14 protein-coding genes are annotated in these 24625 nt (G+C 44.7%); 7 read left to right on the top strand and 7 right to left on the bottom strand.

Going from position 1 to position 24625, the window contains the following annotated elements; translation table 11 throughout:
• Position 1: 1 nt before the first annotated feature.
• The 5 genes from F1644_RS04845 to F1644_RS04825 form a co-directional block, all read right to left on the bottom strand.
• A complete protein-coding gene (locus tag F1644_RS04845) occupies positions 2-2410 on the bottom strand; it encodes an ABC transporter permease (protein ID WP_118301919.1) in 2409 nt (802 codons plus the stop codon).
• A gap of 2 nt (positions 2411-2412) precedes the next feature.
• A complete protein-coding gene (locus F1644_RS04840) occupies positions 2413-4755 on the bottom strand; it encodes an FtsX-like permease family protein (protein WP_158571868.1) in 2343 nt (780 codons plus the stop codon).
• A gap of 2 nt (positions 4756-4757) precedes the next feature.
• Positions 4758-7145: an ABC transporter permease gene (locus F1644_RS04835; RefSeq protein WP_118301921.1), complete on the bottom strand. Its 2388-nt coding sequence runs from the start codon at positions 7143-7145 to the stop codon at positions 4758-4760.
• 38 nt (positions 7146-7183) lie between these two features.
• On the bottom strand, positions 7184-8434 hold the full coding sequence (locus tag F1644_RS04830) for an efflux RND transporter periplasmic adaptor subunit (RefSeq protein WP_118301922.1): 1251 nt from the start codon (positions 8432-8434) through the stop codon (positions 7184-7186).
• A gap of 190 nt (positions 8435-8624) precedes the next feature.
• Positions 8625-9974 (bottom strand): TolC family protein, encoded by a 1350-nt coding sequence (locus F1644_RS04825; RefSeq protein ID WP_158571867.1) that lies wholly within the window; start codon positions 9972-9974, stop codon positions 8625-8627.
• Between the two features lie 245 nt (positions 9975-10219).
• Here F1644_RS04825 and F1644_RS04820 point away from each other — a divergent pair, with 245 nt between their 5' ends.
• From F1644_RS04820 to F1644_RS04805, 4 genes are all read left to right on the top strand, one after another.
• The gene (locus tag F1644_RS04820) at positions 10220-10906 is read left to right on the top strand and encodes an ABC transporter ATP-binding protein (protein ID WP_087422109.1); all 687 of its coding nucleotides are present in this window, start codon (positions 10220-10222) and stop codon (positions 10904-10906) included.
• Between the two features lie 75 nt (positions 10907-10981).
• On the top strand, positions 10982-12652 hold the full coding sequence (locus F1644_RS04815; RefSeq protein ID WP_118301924.1) for a TlpA disulfide reductase family protein: 1671 nt from the start codon (positions 10982-10984) through the stop codon (positions 12650-12652).
• Between the two features lie 13 nt (positions 12653-12665).
• The gene (locus tag F1644_RS04810; RefSeq protein WP_118301925.1) at positions 12666-14027 is read left to right on the top strand and encodes a sigma-54-dependent transcriptional regulator; all 1362 of its coding nucleotides are present in this window, start codon (positions 12666-12668) and stop codon (positions 14025-14027) included.
• A gap of 9 nt (positions 14028-14036) precedes the next feature.
• Positions 14037-15365 carry a sensor histidine kinase gene (locus F1644_RS04805; RefSeq protein WP_118301926.1) on the top strand — a complete coding sequence of 443 codons (1329 nt, stop codon included), beginning with the start codon at positions 14037-14039 and terminating at the stop codon, positions 15363-15365.
• A 631-nt stretch (positions 15366-15996) separates the two neighbouring features.
• Here F1644_RS04805 and F1644_RS04800 read toward each other — a convergent pair.
• Together F1644_RS04800 and F1644_RS04795 are read right to left on the bottom strand one after the other, a co-directional pair.
• On the bottom strand, positions 15997-17409 hold the full coding sequence (locus tag F1644_RS04800) for an alpha/beta hydrolase family protein (protein ID WP_118301927.1): 1413 nt from the start codon (positions 17407-17409) through the stop codon (positions 15997-15999).
• Positions 17410-17502: 93 nt separating this feature from the next.
• The gene (locus F1644_RS04795; RefSeq protein WP_118301928.1) at positions 17503-18681 is read right to left on the bottom strand and encodes a metallophosphoesterase; all 1179 of its coding nucleotides are present in this window, start codon (positions 18679-18681) and stop codon (positions 17503-17505) included.
• Between the two features lie 463 nt (positions 18682-19144).
• Between F1644_RS04795 and F1644_RS04790 the strand changes: the two genes are divergently transcribed.
• From F1644_RS04790 to F1644_RS04780, 3 genes are all read left to right on the top strand, one after another.
• Positions 19145-19714: an RNA polymerase sigma-70 factor gene (locus tag F1644_RS04790; protein ID WP_087422115.1), complete on the top strand. Its 570-nt coding sequence runs from the start codon at positions 19145-19147 to the stop codon at positions 19712-19714.
• Positions 19715-19780: 66 nt separating this feature from the next.
• Complete coding sequence (locus tag F1644_RS04785) at positions 19781-20920, top strand: FecR family protein (RefSeq protein ID WP_087422116.1); 1140 nt, start codon at positions 19781-19783, stop codon at positions 20918-20920.
• A gap of 142 nt (positions 20921-21062) precedes the next feature.
• Complete coding sequence (locus F1644_RS04780; RefSeq protein WP_229782462.1) at positions 21063-24620, top strand: SusC/RagA family TonB-linked outer membrane protein; 3558 nt, start codon at positions 21063-21065, stop codon at positions 24618-24620.
• Positions 24621-24625: the final 5 nt, after the last annotated feature.

The following is a 24625-nucleotide window of genomic DNA, read 5'->3' as shown; positions in this document are numbered from 1 at the left end:
GCTATTCGGTTTTAAGGGTATCTATCGGGTTTTGACGGGCGGCCTTTCGTGTCTGCCAAGTTGTGATGGCGAGGACTACAAAGACGGAAGTGAGGAAAACAAATATGAATAATCCCGCATGGATTTCTACTTTGTAAGCGAATCCTTTTAACCATTCTTTCGAGGCATAGTAAGCAACGGGCAGACCTATAAAACAAGCTAGGAGAACTCTTGCGAAGAATTGTTGATTAAAGAGTTGCATGATCTGCCATTCGGTAGCCCCGTTTACTTTACGTAGGGCGACTTCCCGAGTTTTACTTTCAACCATGAAAGTCGAGAATGCGAAAATACCCATGCCACCAATGAGGATAGTTATGAGGGCGAACAAGATGATGAGTTTTACAACGGCAATATCTTTGCCATATAATTCTGAAAAATTATATTCTTCACATTTAAAAACGGTATTGGGGAATTTCTCTTGGAACATTGTCCGGATGTAACGATATACGTTTTGGAATTCTCCCGTTTGGTAGTGAACGATCATCGTGGAGGATATTTGAGGGAATTCGTACATGATGATTGCAGGTTCCGTGTATTTGTATAGCGGGAAATACTGGAAATCGTCCACGACCCCCACTATTTTGAGAGGGCACTCATGATCCCATAAGTTGAGAATGGTTTCCAACGGGTGTTCTAGTTGAAGAGCTTTCACGAGAGACCGGTTGACGATAGCTTCTCGGATATGGTTGGGACGGATTCTTGCAAATTCTTTCAGATCAATAGGATAGTTATACTTTTTTAGGCATCGGCCTTCTTGAAGTTGAATTTGGTATGTATCGATATAGTCAGCATCGCCGAGAATGATACGAGCTTTAATGGTTTTCTCCGGTTGGTTAGGTATTGAGATCGGCTCGGCTCTTTCGTAGCATGGGAGGGGGTACCCATTACTGGCGTTAAGTATGGCAGGGTGATGTCGCAGTTCTTGTTTTAAGGTTTCGTATCGAAATTCATTGTCCGGCCAGTAGAAATATAAGATGTTTTCTTGATTGAATCCCAAATCCATGTGTTGCATGTAGTTCATTTGCCTTGATACCACGAGGGCACTGAAAAGGAGGGCGCTGAAAATTGTAATTTGTACAATTGTAAGTATTTTTTTTATATCCTTGTACCCGGGAGTAGGTTGGATGGCCTGTTTGAGTCCGTTATGGTTTAATCTTCTATGAGTGTATAAGTGTAATACAAATCCGGTTAAGAACATGGCGAAGAAGACAAGTAAGAGGAATCCCGCGAATTTTTGAAAGGATAGATGAAACCTATACGGGTGTTCCGGAGAGAGAATTTCTATGATGTACGGGTGCAACACGTAAGCGAGTGCGAAAGATAAAAGTAAGGCACATAGAGTGTGAATACCAATTTCCAGCGATAACTGGTGTCGTATTGTCCGGTTGTCGGCTCCGAAACATTTTTGTATGCCCATTCTGGTAATATTTTTATTTATTTGGGCCGTTTTGATCATGATGTAGTTGCCTAGTGCCAAAAATAGGATCAGTAAAATAATTCCATAGAGAAGGAGAGACAAGGATATTTGGCCTCGTAAAATGGCCTCGGGATGAAAGTGGTTTGAATGAAAATAGATGTCTGTTAAGGGTTGTAATTGGCATCTGTATTCATTGGCTTTCAAGTAAGAGTTGTTTTTTTCGATCATTTGAGGTATCATTCGCTCGATGACGGAGATGTCTGCCGTTGATGCAAGTTGAAGATAGGTATAGGAGGAACAACATCCCCAATAGAGTATATCCCTATTTTTTGAGATGACTCGACTGTCAATAAAAATGTCGGATTGAATGGAAGAATTTGCCGGTAAATCTTCGATCACAGCTACAATCCGGGCTACACATCCGTGATCTTTTTCGGAATCCAAGTCTTTGATGAATACAGTTTTATCGATAGGATTTTGGCTGCCGAAGTGCTGTTTTGCGTAGTTTTGGGTGACGACGATCCAATTTAATACTGTGCTGTCGATTTTTCCTTGTATAATTGGAAAATCAAACATTTGGAAGAAATTTTCATCTATAAAAAGACTTTTGGGAATGGGGATATACTCTTCCGTCTCGTTGTTTTTTATTCCGTAAGAGTTGCTGGGCATGATTCTGGTGTAATTGACAATGCCGGGGATTTCCTGTTTGGCATAAGGACCGATTAGGTAGGCAGTGAGACTTTCCCACTCCTTGGATTCTAGGTATTGGTTAGTAACCCGATAAATGTTTCCTGCATTAGAATGAAACTTGTCCATTGTCCATTCCGTGATCACGTGATTCGAGATCAATAACGTGATGGAGAAGGCTATGGCCAACCCCACGATATTGATGACGGTGTATATCTTGTTCTTTTTCCAGTTACGGAGGATAATTTTGAAATATTGTTTAAACATGACTATTCGGTTTTAAGGGAATCTATCGGGTTTAGCGTTGCGGCATACCAAGATTGACGAATCACGGTAATAATGCCTATCATAATTACGAGCAATATACTCGTGATAAAAATCCACGGGGATAACTCGGCCCTGTACACGAATTGCGAAATCCATGCGTTAGCCAAATACCAAGCGATTGGAATACCGAGAAGTGAGGCCCAGATCATCCATTTCACAAAACGTCCGCACACGAGCAGTACGATTTGCTTTTCGGTTGCCCCGTTAACTTTCCGCAGGCAAATTTCTTTCGTCCGACATTCCACCGAATACCACGCTAACCCGAACAATCCCATGCAAGAGAGTAGCATACTGATCCATGTGAATACGGAAACGATTCGTGCCGTCCGAAACTCTTCCTTGTGTATATCCCTGTAAATCTCGGTCAAAGAGGTAAAAACCAACGGTGATTCATCAGGAGCGATCGTTTTCCACAAGCTCTGCATCCGGGCAATCGTGGCCTCAACCTCTCCTGGTCGGGTTTTAATCACCGAGCCTCTGGCGTTTACCCAGTCATCTGTCTCCCGGATGATAATTAACGGTTCGACCTCGTTCGTGACGTGAGCAATAGCGTAATCCTTGATGACTCCGCAAATTACGAAGTCCATCCCGTCATGTGAAAAAGATTGTCCGACTGGGTTTTCGATCTGTTTCTTTCTGATCAGCGATTCATTCACCAGCACCTTGTGGATCGAAACATCGGTAGCATGACACAAGGAATCCCCTGCCACGAGTTCGGCGTGATAAAAACGGAAAAAGCGTTGATCCATTTTTAGCGTGTTGGCATTAAACTCCCGGTTAGCGATGGCCCCATTCATGAGCGGGAGGGTAGAGGTATAGTCAACAACTTCCGGCAACGTGATCACTTGTTCCTTGAATATCTTCCACGAATGTTCGTCGGGAATATATTCGTGTTCTATGGAAACAATCGATTCCGCGTCCGGGCGAATGTGTGTGATATATTCGGTCTGCCCTTTTATCGTGAGGAAAAGGGCCAGTAAAATGATCGAAATCGTGAATTGGACAACAATAATTCCGGCAATCAGCGAGCGATGAAACGTGTAATTTTTCCTTAAAATATCAGCCAGTGCCACCCGTTCCGCTTTGTACAGGATATAAATTGACGGGAACAGGATCACGGCGACAAGGGTATAGAAAATGATCGGTAGCGTTTCTCCCCGGAATAGATCGACAAAAGCCAGCTTGGAATCCATAAAGGCATTAAACGTCGGTAACACCGTGTAAATCAATACCAGTGAAATAACGAAAGCAAAGCCTACTTGGAGTGCTGTTTCTTGAATCACCTGCCACCGAATTTCGTTCCGGGAAGCCCCGTGTATCAGTTGCTGGCCGGAATAAAGCAAACGCTGGAACGACCGGGTCATGTTGATATTCACGTGATTAAAACAAGCGATAATCAGAATAAGTAGTGCGATATACAGGCTGGTTTGCAACTGTTTATAATCTCGGTACCTGAAAAGTCGGTTCTCAGAATAATCTTTCGTGTAGTACGCCTGTTCGATGGGGAGCAGGAAAAGCGGGGTGGCGTTTTCATCCTTTTCTTGTAGGGTGGATAGATCACTTCCCGCTTGCACTTGCACCACGTTATGATACCACGAAGTACTGAAAGGTTGTCGGGCAATCTCTTCCGGGGATAACCCGAAAAGAAGCTCGTAATACAGGACACTTGGTTGGCGATCGTCAATGACTGAGGTGATCGTGTAGTCTTGATTGACTTGTTGTTGTGAAACCCCGTAACCGTCCCCGTTCTTCACGAATACATCTTTGTAGGTTTCGAGCGTGAGAACCTCTCCCGCCGGGTTTTCCTTCCCGAACGTGCGGAGGGCAAAACTCCGGGTTATCGCGATCTCCAAGGGATGCGATAGAGTTTGTTTTAAATTCCCGCTAATCATTTCCGGTCGGAAAAGCGTGTCGAAACCGGGAGTTACTTTATAAGCGTTATCAATCTCCAGTTTGTGCTTTCCTCGGTGCATGACGACAAATTCTTGTCGAAAAGTGCAGTACCCCGTCACCTGCGGGTATTTCTCGTGTAGTTTTTGGGCAGCCCCGACCGGGGTATCGTATGTTTTCAGTTCCGAGTTGTGGTAAAAATTATCTTTCGTTTGCACCACGTAAAGCTGATCCTCTCCGGGTGTGGAATGTGCCGTTCGCCGTTCGTGCATGGCAAACCCAATCAGTAGCGTGCTGCACGTGAGACCGATAACCAAACTGAATGTCGAGATACAGGGATATATTTTGTTTTTATCCCAATGCCGGAATAATATTTTATATTGGAACATCCGCATGATCATTCGGTTTTAAGGGTATCAATCGGGTTTCGGCGTGTGGCCCGGCGTATTTGCCAGCCGGTGACGAGAACCACCAGTAGCAAAGAAACCCCGATCACGCAAACGGTAATCCAAGGGCTTATCGTGACTTTGTATGCGAAACCTTGCAACCATTGTCGGCAAATCAGATAGGAACAGGGAATCCCCACGACACAGGCGACCGCTACTTGCCTCGTGAAAATACGGTTCAGGTAAATCATAATTTGCCCTTCCGAGGCCCCGTTCACCTTGCGGAGAGCGATCTCTTTGGTCTTACTCTCGGCGATGAAAACGGAAAAGGCAATTACTCCCATGCCCCCGATCAATAGGGCGATGCCCGTGAATATATACACGAGATGTCCCAGCATGATTTCCCGCTCGTATAGTTCGGAATAGGGATATTCTTGATAGCTCATCAGCGTTTCCGGGTGACGGGTTTCGTGTAATTGTTGCAGGTAATGGATCATCTCGCTTCGTTTCCCTTCCCGGTACCGGACGATGAGGGTGAACGATACTCCCGGAAGGTCACTACCGATCATGACGGGTTGAATCGGTTCATAGAGTGAACGGTAGTGGAAGTCCTGCACGATCCCCACGATTTGCATTTTGGCGGTTCCGTCACTCAGTAGCGTTCCGATCGGGTGACTCAATTCCATTTGCCGCACGAACTTCTGGTTCACGACAATCTCCACGACGTCCACGGGTTTACGGGAATAAATTCCCGGTGTCGTGACCTTCGTTTTGGCATCCCGTCCTTCCACGAGTTTTAACTGGTAGGTACGGAGGAAATCTTCGTCACACAAAAGCGAGTAGGATTGTATGCTTTTTTCCGGTTGCTCGGCCAAATGAATATCCCAGTGCGACCAGTTCCCGATTGGGAGTAAGGCCCCGCAACTCACGGCCAGCACGTCCGGGTGTCGCGACAACTCTTCCTTCAGAGACGTGATCTCGTAAGGATTCGGCCAATCGAAAGAAATCGTGTTCCGGTTATTGTAACCCAGCGGTTTATTTTGGAGATAATCTATTTGTCGGAGAAACACGATGGAGAAAAAAAGCAACCCGCAGAAGATCGTTAGCTGGGCAACCATCAGAATTTTCTTCAAATCCAGCGATGAGCGGGAAGAGGCAAACGTGTTTTTTAGTCCGGAAGAGTTGAGTTTTCGGCTGATATGTCCGTAAGTAATTCCCCCAACACATCCGGCAAATAGCAGGAAGATGAGCAGGAAACCGATGACTTCCGTTCCGCTCAAATAAAATGGGAAGGGATGCTTGGGCGAAATGATTTGTGCGAAATAGGGATAAAAAATAAAGGTCAGCACGACCGTCAGGGCGAAGGCCGTCACGGTATATATGCCTATTTCCTGCAATACCTGCGCGAAAATATTTCGATTACTACTCCCGAAATATTTTTGTATGGCAAACCGTTCTGCGTTTTTATCCGCTAGAGCCAGTTTGATGATGAGGTAATTACAAAATGCCAGCGACAGGATGAGTAAGAGGATTCCGAACAGAATCCAGTTAAAAGTTCCCGACCCTTGGGCAAAGGAGAGGTCAAAATCTTGTATGTGATCCGAGTGCAGGTACATTTCCCGTAACGGTTGCAACTGCAATAGCTCTTTTTGTTCTCGGATATAATCAGACTCCCGGTATTCAATTTGAAGTAATTGCTCTTCTACCTTTTGGACATCCGCCCCGTCGGTTAATTGAATAAACGTCTGCACGGCGTTTCCCATGTTGTACCGGAACGAATGTTCTATCACGGAAAAATCCAGAATCACGTCGGCTTGAATGGATGAACGGGGTGGCATATCCTTCATGACCCCGGCAATCCGGAATGTTGAAATACTTCCACTCGTGTACAGGTTTTCCAGATATACCAGTTTCCCTATGGGATTTGCATCCTTAAAGTGACGTCGGGCAATACTTTCCGAAATCACCACCCAGCCGGGGTGTTCGAAGGCTTGAATACTCCCCGTCACGAGCGGGAACGTGAACATACTGAACAATTGTCGATCCGCGTACCCGCAGGAAATCCCGGTTTGATAATGATCGTCATTCTCCCAACGAATTTTCATCTCCCGTGCCGTGATGATCCGGGTATAGTCAGCCACTTCCGGCAGTTCCGCTTTGGCAATCTCTCCCAGCGAGCTGCAAACCTCTGCCCCCCAGTGGGTATTCCCGTCGGTTTGAACCGTGATCCGGTAAATGTGGTCAACATTCTCGTGGAACGTGTTTGTCTGCCACTCTTTTACCAGAAAAGTATAAATAAATACGGAGGCGGTGAGAGCCACGGCCAGCCCGATCGTGTTGATCACGAAATAGCCTTTCCGTTGAAAAATCTGACGTCCTACCAGTTTGAGATGATACATATCGTGTTATTTTTAGCCGTGTTGCAAAGTACAAAAAATCACTTGAAAATAAGTCGTTCATTGTCGCCAAACATTTCGTATCCCGACGTGATGATCTTTTCACCCGGTTGAAGTCCTTCCGTCACTTGATAATAACGGGGATTCTGTTTGCCGATTTTTATTTTTCGCCGGAAAGCCTCTGTCCCGTCGGGCGACAACACGTATATCCATTGTCCCCCGGTGCTTTGGTAAAAAGTACCTCTGGGAATCAGTATCGATTCGTCCGCTGCGCCGAGTTGCAGGTTCAGATGGTACGTCTGTCCCGTCCGGATATTGGGAGGGACGGTAGTCGTGAACTCCAAGTCGGTCTTGAATTGCCCGTCCTTCACGTCGGGGTACACCTTGATCACCCCCATCTGGTAATCCTTCCCTTGTCGCTCCAACGTGGCAGTCAGCCCCTTGCGTACCCGGTCGATATAATGTTCATCGATTTGTGCCATCACCTTGTAATCGTTCAACACGTTGATCTTCCCGATCTGGCTGCCGGCCCCTACCACCTGACCGATCTCCACGTTCAGGTCGCTCAACTGCCCGTCGATCGGGGCGCACACGTTAAGCCGGGCATGGCGTTCCTGTGTCAGTCGCAGGTTACGCCGGGCATTCTCCATTTTTTGCTTGAGCATAATGACCTGCGAGTGGCGGCGAATGGAATCTTTCGTTTGTTTCTCCGTGATCAGCTCCCGGTTGTGGATGGCGTACTCGTAATCTTCCTTGGCCACGAGATACTCTTCCTTGGCGATCAAGTCTTCCTCGAAAAGTTGCTTGTTTTGCAAGTATTTTCGTTTCTTCCGTTCCACGTCAAGCTCCAGCGTCAACCGCTCCTGTTGCAGGTTCAGCTCTTCCCGTTCCAAGTCCAGCAAGCTATTCTGCACGGAGTTCTCTTCCTCGGCAAACCGATCCTTGCTATTCAGTATCTCCGTTTCCAGATTCTTACTTTCGAGCCGGATAATAACCTCGCCTGCCTTCACCATTTCTCCCTCTTCCACGAGAATCTCTTTCACGCTTCCCCCTTCTTGCACGGTTAATTGCGAGAACGTCAACGGTTCCACGTTCCCCATGATCCGGATATAATCATGGAATATCCCTTGACTCACGTCTTCGATAGTCACTTTCTCCTTGTCCACCCGCAAAGCCGATTCGTGATTGCCGAACACGGCCCACCCGGCAAACCAAAGAATAAATATTCCCCCGATGAGGTAAGGTATATGTTTCCTCTTAATTCCTCTTTTTTGTTCTATTAGTCGATCCACGGTTTAATTTTAAATTTAATTATTTTAGATTTTAGATTGAACTCCTCCGTCAGCTTCGCTGCCACCTCCTCTATAAACAGAGGAGGAGCTGGTGACTCTTCCTGAAGACAGGGAGTATTTCAACTCTCCCTCTGTTTATAGAGGGAGCACCCCGAAGGGGGGAGGGAGTTCGTTTTTTCATTTTCAATTTTCAATTCTCAATTTTCAATTGTAACGGTTTTCCTTGATAAAAATCAATCATCCTTTTCTGCATCACGTAGTCCAAGCGGGCTCGCAGCACGTCGTACTTTGCTTCGAGGAGGCTGTTGGAAGTCGTGTTCAGGTCGATGATGGTGATTAGTCCTTGCTCGTAACGTTTGCGGGCGGCGTTGTAGGAGAGAGTGCTGAAATTCTCTCGCTGCACGGCAATCCGGTAGCGCTGGGTGCAGGACTTTAAATCCTGCAGGGCTTGTTGTATCTCGTTATATAATGCTCGTTCCGTCTGTTGGTATTGTATCTTCGATGATTGATAATTGTGTTTGGCTCTTTGGAGGCTGGAACGGCGGCTCAGACCGGAGTAGAAGGGAATACTCATGCCGATGCTGAACCCTTTCCCGATCTGGTTGCGGTCCGTGATTTGCGAGAAGAAATCACCCGAACGCTGGTCACTGTAATTTCCGAAAGAGATACTTCCGCTAATACTGATCGAGGGATATAACCCGGCTCTTGCCGAGTACACACCGAGTTGTGCGGAACGAATTTGGTAAGCGGCCAATTTGATTTCCGGCAGCGTCTGGAGTGCTTGCGTGAAAACCTCTTTGGTCTTCAACTCGTGGAGTTCCGGGTGAACTTCGGAAACCGACCGGGCATCAATCTTTAACTCCTCTTCCGCGTTATAATTCATAATATATTTAAGATTAGCCTGTGCGTTGAGACAATTATTTTGTGCCGTGATCAGCCGGAACTCCACGGAGGCTTGCTGCGCCTGCATCTCGAAAAGATCGCTTTTCGGCTTTTTCCCTAACTCGTATTCCCGTTCGATCTTTTTGAGACGCAACCGGGAGTTTTCCACCTGTTCCTGCGTGATCCGAACCTCTTCCTCGGCGTATAATAACGTGAAGAAAGCATTCATCACCTGTATGGCGATCTGGTTGGCTTGGTTCTCGGTTTCTTCCCATCCCATCAGGCGGCTTAACTTGGCAGCTCGCAGGCGATTGATATTACTGAACCCGGCAAACACGGTCAGGCTACTGCCTACGCCGAATCCCCCGACCGACATATAGCGGGTATTCGTGTACGTGTTGGTTTCCGGGTCAATTCCCCGACCGAAACTGTAATTGACGCCGGGAGAAATCCCACTAACGGAGGGTAGGAGCGAGAGCGTGGCATCCCGCACGTCCAGTTTATCGTTTTTATTTTGTAGCTCCCGTTGTTGCATGGAAAGACTTTTCTCCACGCCGTAATCAATACACTCCTGAAGGCTCCATTCCCGGTTTTGCCCGTTGACAAGCAAGCCGGATGTTAAAATGCTCAATAGAATGGAATATCGCTTTAATATCATCATTTTTTGTTTTATCTTGCATCCAGAGGAACGAATGTCGTGCCAAAGTCGGAAAGTGTTTGTTTTCAGCTGTATAGAGGAAAATAGGGAAGAACGGGATGTCAAAAAATAAGACACGATTGTCTAATTATTTGACACGTGGTATAAAGTATATTTTGGTAATGTGTTGATAATTAGTGTAAAATGCCTTTTGGCATGATAATGGTATGTTCAACGTGAAGTTTTACTCGTAAATAGATTGAATCATGATAAGAATTGAGCATTTAAGTAAAGTATTTCGCACCGAAGAGGTCGAAACAACAGCGTTGAACGATGTGTCCCTTCACGTGAAACAGGGAGAATTTGTGGCCATTATGGGACCTTCCGGTTGTGGTAAGTCAACCTTATTAAATATCATCGGTTTGTTGGATAACCCGACCTCCGGGAATTATTATTTCAACGGGCAGGAAGTCGGGCATTTAAAAGAGAAACAGCGGACGCAGGTTCGCAAGGGGAACATCGGTTTCGTGTTCCAGAGTTTTAACCTGATTGACGAGTTGAATGTCTATGAGAACGTGGAATTACCCTTGATCTACCTGAAGAAAAAGGCGTCGGAGAAAAAAGAACTGGTCACGTCGATTCTCGACCGGATGAACATTAGTCACCGGGTCAAGCACTTCCCGCAGCAACTTTCCGGGGGACAACAGCAGCGGGTTGCCATTGCCCGTGCCGTCGTGGCAGGTCCCAAGCTGATTCTTGCCGACGAGCCGACCGGAAACCTCGATTCCAAAAACGGGGCGGAAGTCATGAACTTGTTGACCGAGCTGAACCAAGAGGGAACCACCATTGTCATGGTGACCCATTCCCAGCACGACGCCTCGTATGCCCATCGGGTAGTTCATCTCTTTGACGGACAAATCGTGACCGAGCTGGAAAATCGGGAAATTCTCTGATTTAAAATAGAACGATTACCCACCGGAAAATTTTGGACGAGACGGGAAGAATTAAAAACCAAAAAATAACAACTTATGAAAGGTAAAAGCTTGCTCTTCGGATTGTGCTTGTGTCTCTGGACATCGTTGGGATGGGGACAACGAGTGATTGAAGTCCCGTGGTACGAGACCACCAACACGTATATGTTTGATATTATAAAAATGGAACTGACCGATGAGGCGACGATTATCACGGGACAAGTGAAATATTTCCCTAACGAGTGGTTTCGGGTTGTGGGACGCACGGTATTAAGAGGGGAAAGTGGTAAAGAGTACAAGCTCTTAAAAGCTGAGGGAATCAAACTGAATGAACAGGTATTTTTACCGGAATCCGGGCAGATGACTTTTCAACTTTATTTCGAACCTGTGGATGCCGGGGAGAAAAAGGTGGATTACGTGGAGGGAAACCACGAAACGGACTGGCGGATTGGGGGAATCGTGTTGGATGAGAAACCGCAAAAACTGGAAAAGGAGAGCGATTGCCTGATCCGGGGGAAGGTGCTGGGACACCCGTCGAGCTATCGGTTGGTGCTGATGGGTTATTATGACGATAATCGGATTCAAGAACCATACGCCATTATACCTGTTCGAAACGGGAAGTTCGAATACCTGTGCAAATTAGGAGAGAGCAAAATGTACTGGCTTGTGTTTACCGACGAACTGGCAAAATCTTCTTATCGTCCGGTAAGTTTTTTTATTGAACCGGGGGAAGTCGAGATTACGATTCAGCCGGAAGATGCCTATACGGATTCGGAAACTCGTGGAAAAGAGGTCAACGAGCAGTATCAACGTTATCAGCAATTGAGAGAAGAACAATTTCATTTTAGCACGATATATCGTCAATATGATTCGTTGAGTGAGCCTGCGCTTTATTATACGCCTAGGGCCTTGGAATTGCATGAGTTGATGTCTCAAAATTACGAGAATAAGCAAAAGTCTGATAGTTTGGATGCTATTTACCAGCAGTTAAAGAAGGAGAACAAAGAGTGTACCCCGCAAGCAATAGCGTTGAACGAAAAATATAAAAATCTAAGGAAAGAAGAGCAGAAATGGAAAGAGGGATACATGGAAAAGTATCCGTCGGTGGCGACCTATTTCCTGTTAATGGATGATTTAAGACATTGGGTGGATTACCGGGTACATGGCTTTCCCGAAGAACTTGAGATTTTGTCTTTTAAAGACTTGCCGCGTCTGGAAAATATGTATTACACCATCTATAAACCCATGTTCCCCAAACATTCATACACGGAGTTAATTGCTACCATGCTCCAGTCATTAAAACAGATAGAAGTGGGTGGACATTACATCGACTTTACTGCCCCGGACTTCGAGGGAAATCCCGTGACGTTATCCGAGCAGATAAAAGGAAAGGTGGCTTTGATAGACCTGTGGGCTTCTTGGTGTGGACCGTGTCGACGGTCGTCGAAAAGTATGATTCCCGTATATGAGAAATACAAATCCAAGGGTTTCACGATCGTCGGGGTTGCCCGTGAAAAGACGGTGCAAACAGCGAAAGCTGCGGCCCTTCAAGATGGCTACCCGTGGTTGAACCTCGTGGAACTCAACGATGCCGGGAACATTTGGTTTAAATATTGTGTCGGTAATTCCGGAGGAGGAACTTTTTTGGTGGACCAAGAGGGGAAAATTTTAACCATCAGTCCGACAGCCGAGGACGTGGAGCGTATTTTAGAAAAGATGTTGAAGTAGAAAAACAAGATATATGGCGAAACAGGGAACCATACTGGTAGTGGACGATAACAAGGCCGTGCTGAACGCTTTGGAGATGCTGTTGGCAGGAGTGTTCCGGGAGGTAATTACGATCCGAACCCCGAATCAGATTGAGGCAATCCTCGAATCCGGTCGGGTGGACGTGGTATTGTTAGATATGAATTTCTCGGCGGGAATCAATACCGGGAACGAAGGACTTTATTGGTTGTCGAGGATCAAAGGATATGCCGCGGAAATCCCCGTGGTCCTGTTCACGGCTTACGCGGACATTGATCTGGCGGTGCGAGCCGTGAAGGAAGGAGCGACAGACTTTGTCGTCAAGCCGTGGGATAATGCCAAGCTCGTGGCAACCCTGTTGGCGGCGTATCGTCTGCATGAATCCCGACGAGAGGTAAAACAACTTAAAGCAAAGGAAGAGGTACTGAAAGGGCAGCTTTCCCCGGAACGAACCGTCGTGTGGGGAGAGTCGGATGTCATGCGCCGGGTACGTCAATTGATTGAAAAAGTGGCGGTCACCGATGCGAACGTATTGATTACCGGGGAAAACGGTACGGGAAAAGAGATCGTGGCAAGGGAAATTCACTCCTTGTCGGGGCGGAAAGGGGAGGTGATGATTTCGGTGGATATGGGAGCAATCACGGAAACCCTTTTCGAAAGTGAGTTGTTCGGTCACGTGAAAGGGGCTTTCACCGATGCACGGGAAGATCGTGTCGGGAAATTCGAGGCGGCAAACAAGGGTACGTTATTTTTGGATGAAATTGGAAACTTGTCATACGCCCTGCAATCCAAGCTACTGGCAACCCTGCAAAGCCGGAAAGTGATCCGCGTGGGATCGAATAAACCGATCGACGTCAACATCCGTCTGATCTGTGCCACGAATAGCGACTTACCCCGGATGGTCAAAGAAGGTACTTTCCGGGAAGATTTACTTTATCGCATCAACACGATCCACGTGGAAGTCCCCCCGTTACGGGAAAGAGGGAATGATATTCTGTTACTGGCAGAGGCCTTTTTACGGGACTACGGCAGGAAATACCGGAAACCCGATTTGTCCTTTTCCAGTGAGACCCGGCAACGGCTGTTAGGATATTCATGGCCGGGAAACGTGCGGGAATTACAGCACACCGTGGAAAAAGCCGTGATCATGTGCGATCGGCAGGTACTCACCCCCGAAGATTTCCTGTTCAAAAGCGAGCCGGGCGAGATGGCTCCCTTGGAAACCCTCGAAGATATGGAACGGGAGATGATCCGCAAGGCTTTGGAACGGCACGAGGGCAATTTGTCGGCTGTCGCGTCCCGGCTAGGAATCACCCGGCAAACCCTGTATAACAAGATGAAAAAATTCAATCTGTAAGAATAAGATATGGTAAGAAACATCACCTTGCGGGTATTGGCGTATTTGTTACTTCTGATCGTTTTGGTCGTGGCGACCTGTTATTTTTTGTCGGAAGATGAGTATATTCCGGGTGTTGCCACGGCAATACTTGCCGTGGGGTGTTGTTTCCGTGTCGTGTGGAACGTCCGGTCCGTGAACCGGAAATTGGCTTACTTCTTTCAAGCCTTGGAGAACGATGATTATTCCATTCATTTCCCGGAACACGGCGGTAGTCATTCCGAGCGTTTCCTGAACGGGGTACTGAACCGGATCAAGGATATTTTGCAGAACACCCGCTTGGAGATACAGCAACGGGAGCAATTTTACGAGTTGATCATAAACAGCGTGAGTTCCGGTATCGTGGCATTGGATGAACGGGGATTCGTGACGCAGAATAATCAGGTCGCCTTAAAATTGCTAGGCTTGGAGATATTTACACATGTCAACCAGTTGGAACGAGTATCCCCGGCCTTAAAATTGTTGGTGACGGAAATCCGTCCCGGAGAGAGTCGGCGGGTGACTTTCACAAACGAGCGGGGTTCCGTGCAATTATTGGTCAGTGCCTCTCGCATCCTGTTAAGAGACAAGCCCATCACCCTGTTAGTAATGAATGACATCGAGAACGAACTCGACGAGAAAGAAATTGATTCTTGGGTACGTCTGATCCGGGTGTTATCGCACGAGATCATGAACTCGATCGCTCCGGTAACCTCTTTGAGCGACACGTTACTTTCCATGCACTCTGACCCGGAAATCACTCCCGATGACTTGAAACGCAACACGGAAAACGGGTTGAAGGTGATTAGTGAAACGGGCAAAGGGTTGATCTCTTTCGTAGAATCCTATCGTAAGTTTACCCGCATTCCTCGACCTGAACGGGAATTGATCAATTTGAACGAATTTATCCAGCGGGCGGTGATCCTGAGCAGCACGGAACCGAATTTTCCGGAAGTCACGATCGACATTTGCATTGAGCCGGAAGACCTGAAAGTGTTTGCCGATCCGAACCTCATGGGACAAGTCCTTTTGAACTTGATGAAAAATGCGTTTTACGCTTTGCGGGGTAGGGAAGATGCCCACATCATCCTCTCGGCCGAACACGGGCCGACGGGAAAGGTGTTGATCCGGGTACGGGACAACGGTCCCGGTATTCCTCCCGAAATCATGAACGAGATATTCGTCCCCTTCTTTACCACGAAAGAAGAGGGTTCGGGCATCGGGCTAAGTGTCTCCCGCCAGATCATGCGAATGCACGGCGGTAATCTAAAAGCTTCATCCATAGAAGGTAAAGAGACGGTATTCACGATTATTATCTGAAAATGATGATTTGTTTTCGTTTGAAACCTTGTCGAGAATCAATGTATATCCGTTGAATTCGACCGGAAGAACATATCGTAGGAAAAATCTTCTGATTTAAGTTTGGATTCAGAAAAATTTTAACGCTTGTTTCTCTTACAATAATTAACAAAATTTGTATTAGATAGCGATTATCTAGTTATCATATTGTAAGCCGCTCCCATTCCCCTCCCATTCCGCTCCTATTCCTGTCCAATTAAAATAGAAATGGAATAGTAAATATTTAGTAGATGTAAATGAATTTTTACATAGTTAATAACAAGTATATCGATAGAAGATAGTTTGTAGAGGTAAAAAATGGGTTGTTCAAAAAGTCTAATCCGGCATTTTCGGTTTAGTTTTTTCAAAAAGAGTTTGAAAAGTCTTGTTTGGTGCTGTTACATTAAGAGCATAGGACGGTGACACGCGCGAGGGAAAGATTATTTTTCTTTTCGAAAGTCTCTCGCGAATCACGAGATTTTTGAAAAGAAAAAGAAGCTGTGGGGGGGAAGAAAATCGCAATAAAAATACATTTTACCACGATTTTCTTCATTAAATAGTTGCAAGAGACTTAGAATTCAACCCCTTTTATCCTGTCTATAGTCTGATTATTTTACTTTCGGTCTTTTTGTACATTTTCTCGTAACCAATCCCCCATGATTTGTAGGGCCTCTTCTGAAAACACGTCTTCTAGGTCGGGAATTTCTTCCCGGGTACACTCTTTACAGCGCTGGAACATGTGGTTTAGGCCGGGGAGTTCCACTATTTTGTATTGTGTGTTTCCACCTTTATCTAGTAATTGCTTGATGGATTCCAAGTTCTCTTTGGCGGGAACCATGATGTCTTTGTCCCCGTTTAATGCCAGAACGGGTTTATGGATGCGGGGGATATAATTTTCCGGATCATAATTGATCATTTCCCTGTACCAACGTCCTTGTGCCTGATGCAGGTAACGACTGAAAAACATTTCGTCTCTCCCGTCATTAAAATTGACGGCTTTCAGCGTGGCCTCATCTTGTTGGGCTACCCATTGGTCGAAGGCTTGTCGTAAGGGTATGTCTAAGGGTTGTTCCAAGGGGACGGAGTGTACTTTGTCGAATAGCGTGTTGAAAAGGCTCATAAACTGATCCACCCGTTCCGGGGTCATTCCGGGAGTAGTACGCAAGATCGCGTCATTTTGTAATTTCAATATTTGTAAGCCATCAACACCCACTCCTGCCAGAGAAATAACAAATGACACGTCCGGGGAGTCAGCTCCCAGCATGAGTGCTACTTGTCCACCTTCGCTATGTCCGATGACCCCGATGTGCTTGGTGTCTGTTTCCGGGCGTTGTTTCAAGTAATTGATTCCGGCTTGGGCATCCCGTGCAAAATCACTCGTCGTGGCCTCTTCGTATATCCCGTTGGTTTTTCCGATTCCCCGGTCATCGGCTCGTAGTACGATAAAGCCTTGTCGGGTGAGGTAGTCCGCTATTTTGAAAAAGGGCTTGTGGCCGGAAAAGGTTCCGTCCCGGTCTTGTTTCCCAGTTCCAGATATAATAATGGCAGCTGGAAAAGGGCCTTTACCTTGTGGAATCGTCAGTGTGCCTGCAACTTGTATCGAATCACATGACTCGTAGGTGACTTCTTCGGAACGGTAAGGATAAGGTGGGCGTGGATTTTGTGCAAAATAGACCGGTTGGAGGCTATCGACTTTACCGAGAGCGAATTCCCGAGTCTTTCCGTAGGTGGTTACTTCGGCTTGAATGGAGTCTTTGCCGGAATGGAAGGAACCTTCAAAGCGGATGTTCTCCCGGTTGAAGATGGCAAGGATACTTTCATCTGAAAGTACGAGCGTGTCGGCTTTTGCTTTGTCAATCCATTGTTCCGGAAGTGACAGGAAGGCTTGAGATGTTCCTTCCGGTGTGGTCTCTAACTCGATGAAAACTCGTTTACTACCGGATTGTCCTTGCCAAGCATGAGGCGAAGAGGTACATCCGATCAGCGTGACGGAGGATAATAGCGCGATTGTTTTAAAGTGTAACATACAGTTTTAATTTTAGTTTTCCCTCAAAACATCCAACCGCCTGAAAAGTGTCACTTATTTTCGAATTTCTTACTGAATTTTCATTTTCAATTTTTAATTCTCCATTTTCAATTGTTTCAGCGTGATGACCGTGATCTCCGGCCATGCACCGAAACGCAAGGGCATCAGTCCGATATATCCTAATCCAACGTTGACATACAAACCTTGTTTGCCTTCCATGTAAAGCCCACTCCATTCCGGGTACATGAATCGGGACGGGGAAAGTCGTCCGACGGCAAATTGCATGGCGTGTGTGTGGCCTGCCAGCATGAGGTCGATGTCCGTGTCGAGTACTTCCCGGCGCCAGTGCGTGGGATTGTGGCTTAACAATAGTTTGAAAGCGCATTGTTCCGTGCCTTTCATGGCTTTGGGGAGGTCACTGTATTGAGAGAATGGAGGTTCCCCGTTATTTTCCACGCCGATTAAGGCGATGCTGTCCGCGGCACGTTTCAAAATCACGTGATCATTGTTTAATAATTGCCAACCCATGACGGCCTGCTTGTCTTGTATATCCCGGATATTCTGATCCCGGGCCTCGGTGGTAGGCCAGTTGTGGTAAGGACCGTAGTCGTGATTCCCGAGAATGGAGAATACTCCATCCGGGGCTTTCAGTTGTGCCAGAATGTTTTCGAATGGTTCCAGTTCCGTGGCTTTTGTGTTGACGATGTCACCCGTGAAAACAATTAAATCGGTTTGCTGGGCGTTGATCCGGTCCACGGCTTTTTGTAAGGCTGCCCGGTCTCCGTTCCAACTACCCGTGTGTATGTCGGAAATCTGGGCGATACGATACCCGTCGAAAGCGGCGGGGAGGTCCGGGGAGGCGAAAGTGACCTGTTTCACGTCAAATCGTGTTTTACCCCATATAGCCCCGTAGAGAACCATGATCATCATGCAAGCTCCCAGTACGATTCCCAGCCAGCTAAAAGGCTGGATTTGCCATTTGAGTAAGTATTTTAACGGTAAATCGAGCAGCGAGCAAACCATGAAGATCGTTTTCGGCAGGACGATGGCCATGTAGGCGATTGTGAACGTACCGATGAGGCCTTGTATGGCCAGCGCATCCTTGGAGGATAGTAGAATCCAGACGAGAGTGAACACTAGGATCACGGAAGGGAGAAACCACAGCCAACCGAACGGGCTACCGCCTGTTGATCTGGTGATATACAATTTGTAGATATAGATGTCCGGAATAATGAGTAACAAAAAGAGATAGATGGATAGTTTTCCAAGCATATATTTTCTATTTTTTATGTAAGTGATATTGACGTGTCGTTTGTTTCTTTATTTAACAAAGTTATCATTTCTTTTCACGTGGTTCTCACGTACAAGATTTTTTATCTTTCTTTGGGAAATCTTTGAGATATTGTTTGTTGCGAAAAAAAGGATTCATCAATTTATTGAGGTGTGATTAAAGGATTGTCAGTTTGTTATTCTGTTTTTATTATTTGGAGGGTGTGTTACTTTGGGGGTTACTTTTGTTTTGGGTTTGTATCTGTTATGGTATTAGGTATGTTCTGCAATCGAAATCTTTTTTGGATGGAATCCGGCAGAAAAAGTATTGAAACTGAATCCGATAAATACGATGCGGTATGAATATTTACATTGCCTGCTTAATGGCAAGTAATGTTATAAATGTGCCATTATTTTTGTGTTACCAGATATTTTTTATAGGTTTGTCTTGACCAAATGAAGATATATGAGCGATTATCTTGGTGGCGTGATAAATGGTATAAATGATAAAACGGAGGAGGCATTCAAGTATTTATATAATACTTTTTATGCATCGTTGTGTCGTTATGCTAATCGTTTTGTGGGAGAGTTTATGGATGAAGAGGATGTGGTGCAGGAGATTTTCGTGAAATTGTGGGAGAGAGAAGGAAAGTTTGAAAATATGCGGGCCGTGTCGGCTTATCTTTATCGCTCCGTACATAATGCTTGTCTGGTATATATTCGGGATCAAAAGGAAAAACGGCAGGAAGAACTTATTCAGCATTTGGGAGAAGTGATGACATTTGATTCCACGGATAACGAGCAATTATTAATTGAAGAAGAGTACTATCGTCAGATATTTACCGTGTTGAATTCCCTATCGGATCAGAGACGTGTTATTGTAGAAATGACCATGAAAGGTATGAGGAATGAAGAGATTGCTCAATCTTTGCATGTTTCGGTAAATACAGTTAAAACATTGAAAAAGAAGGCTTACGTTTATTTGCGTGAGAATCTTTCCCGGGAAGGTTGGATGTTTTTATTTACTTTTTTGTAATTTTTTCTCAAAACTATCACCCTGTTTTGTAAATCTGTGTTTCTATAGTAGAAACATAATTTAGTTATGAGCGATTTTTACAGGATAGCAAGTTTATTTCGAAAATTCCGAACGCACGCAATTCAAGAAGATGAGGTCCGGGAATTGTGGGAATGGATGAAGGCAGAAGAGAATCGAGAGTTTTTCAAGCAGATGATGGACGGTGAGAGGGAAGTGAACGTGATACAGGAGTTAAAGAAATATGATCGGGAGGCAGCATTTCGGAAATTTGCCGGTCGAACGCATTTAAGAAAACGACGTTTGATGTATTACATGCGAGTGGCAGCCGCAATCGTATTACCAATTATTTTGGGGGTGTTGCTTTATTGGTGGGTAGATACTCCCATACAGGAAAATATATCGGAGACCTTGTCTCCCGGGCAGAAAAAAGCAATTCTTACTTTGGATGATGGAACAAAAATGGCTTTGGGGAACGTTGTAAATGAGGAAATTATTGGGCGTGAAGGTGGCGGATTGAAGATTGATTCCACGGGGTTAAGGTATGATGGAGAAAAACGGGAGGAAACGATGCGGATGAATGAATTGTATGTTCCGCGGAAAGGTGAGTATGCTTTAACTTTATCCGATGGAACACGAGTATTCTTGAATTCTGATTCCAAATTAGTGTATCCGGTGACATTTGGGAATGAATGTAGGGAGGTCATTTTACAGGGTGAGGCTTATTTCGAGGTAGCGAAAGATGAAAAGCGTCCATTTATTGTGAAGACTTCAGATCTTTCCGTACAAGTGTTGGGAACAGCTTTTAATTTATCATGTTATCCGGATGACTTGCGGGTTGAAACAACATTAGTAAGGGGGAGTGTTAAAGTCGAGGAAAGCAAAAACGAGATATTATTGGAACCTGGGGAACAAGCTTGTTTTGATCGGGGAAGTGGTAAAATGGATAAATTGAAAGTGAACCCGGCCTTGTTTATTTCGTGGAAAGACGGTCTGTTTGTTTTTGAACGGGAGCGTTTGGAAGATATGTTGACTATTTTATCTCGTTGGTATGATGTCGTGGTATTTTATAAACGTACGGATGTAAAAGATGAATTGTTTACGGGTGATTTAAAAAAGTATAATAGTATTGAGGAACATTTAAAGATGTTGGAAATGACAACTGATGTACAATTTGAAATACGTGGAAACACGATTATTGTGAAATAAAAAGAGAAGGGTGTTCCCGCACCCGTTCTCTTGGTTATTCAAAATGTAATATTAACATTTTAAGCAAAACAAATGTATGAAAAAAAATCGTAATGAACGAATTCCACGGCGGGGAATTCGTTTTAGAAAAATCGTGCAAGTTATGAAATGGAGTTTTGTGTTGTTGTTTGTAAGTTGTATGCAACTTTCAGCGACAGTCTATTCCCAGCAAGAGAAAATGAGTATCTCTGTAAGGGATGTTTCTATCGAGGATTTGATTAAAACGATCAAATCTCAGGTTCCAGTGGATTTCCTGTATAATTTGAAGGAGATAGAACGTAATGGTACCGTTAGTGTAAATATGAGGAATGCGACCGTGGAGGACATATTACAAGCAGCATTTCGAGGGAAATCTTTAACTTATACTTACGTGAATGGTGTTTTTGTTATTCGTCCGATGTATGTGTCTGGAAAAGATTCTGTAAAAAGAATGTATAATGTAACAGGTTTGGTATTGGATCCCAAAAAACAACCATTACCAGGTGTGACTATTCGTTTAGATGGGACGGTTGTGGGAACTGCCTCGAATTCTTTGGGAGAATTTATTATGACAGTTCCTCAAGATACGGGAAGGCTAATATTTACTTTCGTCGGTTTTAAGCAGAAAAGAGTTGCTTTTAAAGCGGGCCAACGTCTAGTCGTAACTTTAGAAGAAGAAGTGGAGGATTTGGATGAGGTTGTCGTGACGGGTTATCAGGTTATTAACCGTAAGAAATTGACCAGTGCCATTACTTCGGTAAAAATGGAAGATATTATGATACCGGGGGCCACGTCTATAGATCAGATGCTTGAGGGGCGAATCCAGGATTTGATGTTGACAACGAACTCCGGTGAGGTTGGTGTTGTGCCACGTTTAAGGATTCGCGGAACTTCCACTTTAATCGGGAACCGGGAACCTTTGTGGGTGGTGGATGGCATTGTCGTGAATGACCCAGTTCCTTTGGATTCGGATGTTTTGAATGATCCTGACTACGTGAACCGGATAGGAAATGCAATTGCCGGATTGAATCCACAGGATATTGAACGTTTAGATGTGTTAAAGGATGCAGCCGCAACGACACTTTACGGGACTCGTGCTGCGAATGGGGTAATCGTGATAACGACAAAAAAGGGACATATCGGGAAACCTTTAGTTCGGTATAATGTTACAGCTACTTATAAACGTCGTCCCCGGTATAGTGATCGGCAAATAGATTTAATGAGTTCAAAGGAGAGGGTAGATCTGTCTCGGGAGCTGGTCGCTCAATCCTATGTTTACCCGTCGGATATGAGTGTAGTTGGGTATGAGTATTTGCTCCAACAACTTTATTCGGGAGTGCTTGATGATGAGGCGTTTGCTCGCGAAGTGAAGAAAATAGAGAATAATAATACGGATTGGTTTGCAATTTTAACGAGGGACGTGATTTCACATAACCACACGTTGAGTATTTCTGGGGGAACGGAGAGTTTACGCTACTATTCTTCTATTGGCTACTCGCGGGACAATGATGTGATTAGGGATCAAGAAATTTCCCGATACACGGGGAACTTGAGTTTGGATGCAAATCTTTATAAATGGTTGACGGCTGCAGTTGATTTTAACGCCAGCATCGGCAAACGAGCCTACGAACAGAGTGATATTGGGTCGATTAATTATGCTTATATGGCTAGCCGGACAATTTCTCCTTATGGCGAGAATGGTGAATTGAGTTATTACAAGAAGAATATAAATTCCAGTTATGGTTATGATTTTAATATTTTAAATGAGAAAAAGGAGAGTTACACGTCTCAAGATAATAATAATTTTAATTTGAGTACGCAGTTAAATTTCTTGTTTACAGATTATTTAAATGCGAATATACTTTTTAATTATGCTGTATCAAACGTGAATGCAGAAGGTTATTGGGGAGAGAAAACATGGCATGCGGCGACCCTTCGAATGTCTAACTACGGAGAAACGGCTCCAGCTAGAAGTTTAATGCCATACGGGGGAGAGCTGACAGCACAAAATACGAGAAACACCACTTATACTCTTCGTTTCCAAATAAACTTGAATAAATATTTTGGTCGGGATGATAAGCACAATCTGAACGGAACTCTTGGTTATGAGATGTCATCATCCCGTTATGAAGGGTATCAAAATGTAACCCGGGGATACTATGCAGATAGAGGTAAAAAGTTTACCAGTGATATTTCGTCTTCTGATTACGCGACTTATGCTAATTGGGTAATGTCGAATGTTCCGACAATCACGGATAATCTGACAAATTTGATCGGGGCTTATATCACGTTGACGTATAGTTATCAGAATTTGTTCAGTATCAATGCAAACACCCGTTATGATGGTTCTAATAAATTTGGTAGTCGGAGTAACGAGAAACTATTACCTGTATGGGCTATATCCGGGGCATTTAACGTGTCGGAATTACCGGGGATAGAGAATGAGTGGCTGAATTTTTTGTCATTGAAAATGTCTTATGGTTACCAAGGTAATATGTTAGACGGGCAGAGTCCTGAATTGTTGCTGATCAACAACCCGAAAGATTCCTATTATAATAAGTTCACGTCATCGGTGTCATCCTATCCGAACCCTGATTTGAAGTGGGAAAGAACCGGATCATTCAATGTTGGCTTGGAGTTGTCTATGCTTGATAATCGGATACAGATTAGTGGGGATTATTATCGGAAACGAACGAAAGATGCTTTTATGAATAAACCGATTTCTAGTGTGAACGGTCAGAATTCGTATGTTATAAATTCCGGTGAGATTTTGAATATTGGGTATAACGTTTCCTTGAATTTAGTTCCGGTGAAAACGAATAATTTTAAGTGGTCGTTTTCCACGATGATCTCTAAGACAAAAAACAAGTTGAATACGCAGCCGAATGCGGATGTTCACGAGTTGTCCGATTTCTTGACTGGAACTGCTTTGGTGAAAGGAAAAGCGGTCAGTACTTTTTATTCGTATCGTTTTGTCGGATTGAATCCTCTGGATGGAGGGCCTCTGTTTGACGATTACTCGGATCGCATTGATTTGTTGAAAAACATGGATAAGTATGACACGTACACGACGGTATTAAAGGCAACTGGTAAACGTGATCCTTCTATATCCGGAAATTTGTATAATAATTTCAGTTATAAGCGTATTCGGGCTAGCGTGGTTTTTGCGTACAGCTTGGGAGCTAGTTTACGTTTATCAAGAGTATTTTCTCAAGCGATAAAAGATTCAGATAATCGAAATATTTATTCGGAATATAATGTTGGCCGGGCGTTACTAAATCGTTGGAAAGTGCCAGGAGATGAAAAGAAAACTATAATACCTGCGATTCTTAGCGTTTCAGATCCAGGATATGGTGTGTATGGACGACATTGGTCCGTAAATAGTTCATATGAGGGCGTATTCATTGCAGATAATTATTGGGATATGTATGATTATTGCGATGCCAGGGTTGTGAGTGCCGATTATTTAAAGTGTAGTAATGTTAGTTTGTCATACGTGTTCCCGGAAAAATGGCTAAAGAAGGCTGGAATTTCTCGTTTGGAGTCGACACTTTCTGCAACGAATTTATTCACGATATGTTCTAAAAAACTGAAAGGACAGACTCCGACACAAAGTGTGTTCTCTCAGATTCAATTGTCCGAGCGTCCTACAATTTCTCTCGGATTAAATGTTTCATTTTAATGTTG

The sequence above is a fragment of the Butyricimonas paravirosa genome (assembly GCF_032878955.1).
Taxonomy (GTDB): Bacteria; Bacteroidota; Bacteroidia; order Bacteroidales; family Marinifilaceae; genus Butyricimonas; species Butyricimonas paravirosa.
The sequence above is the reverse complement of the archived record's forward strand: the minus strand, read 5'-3'. Positions and strand labels throughout refer to the sequence as shown.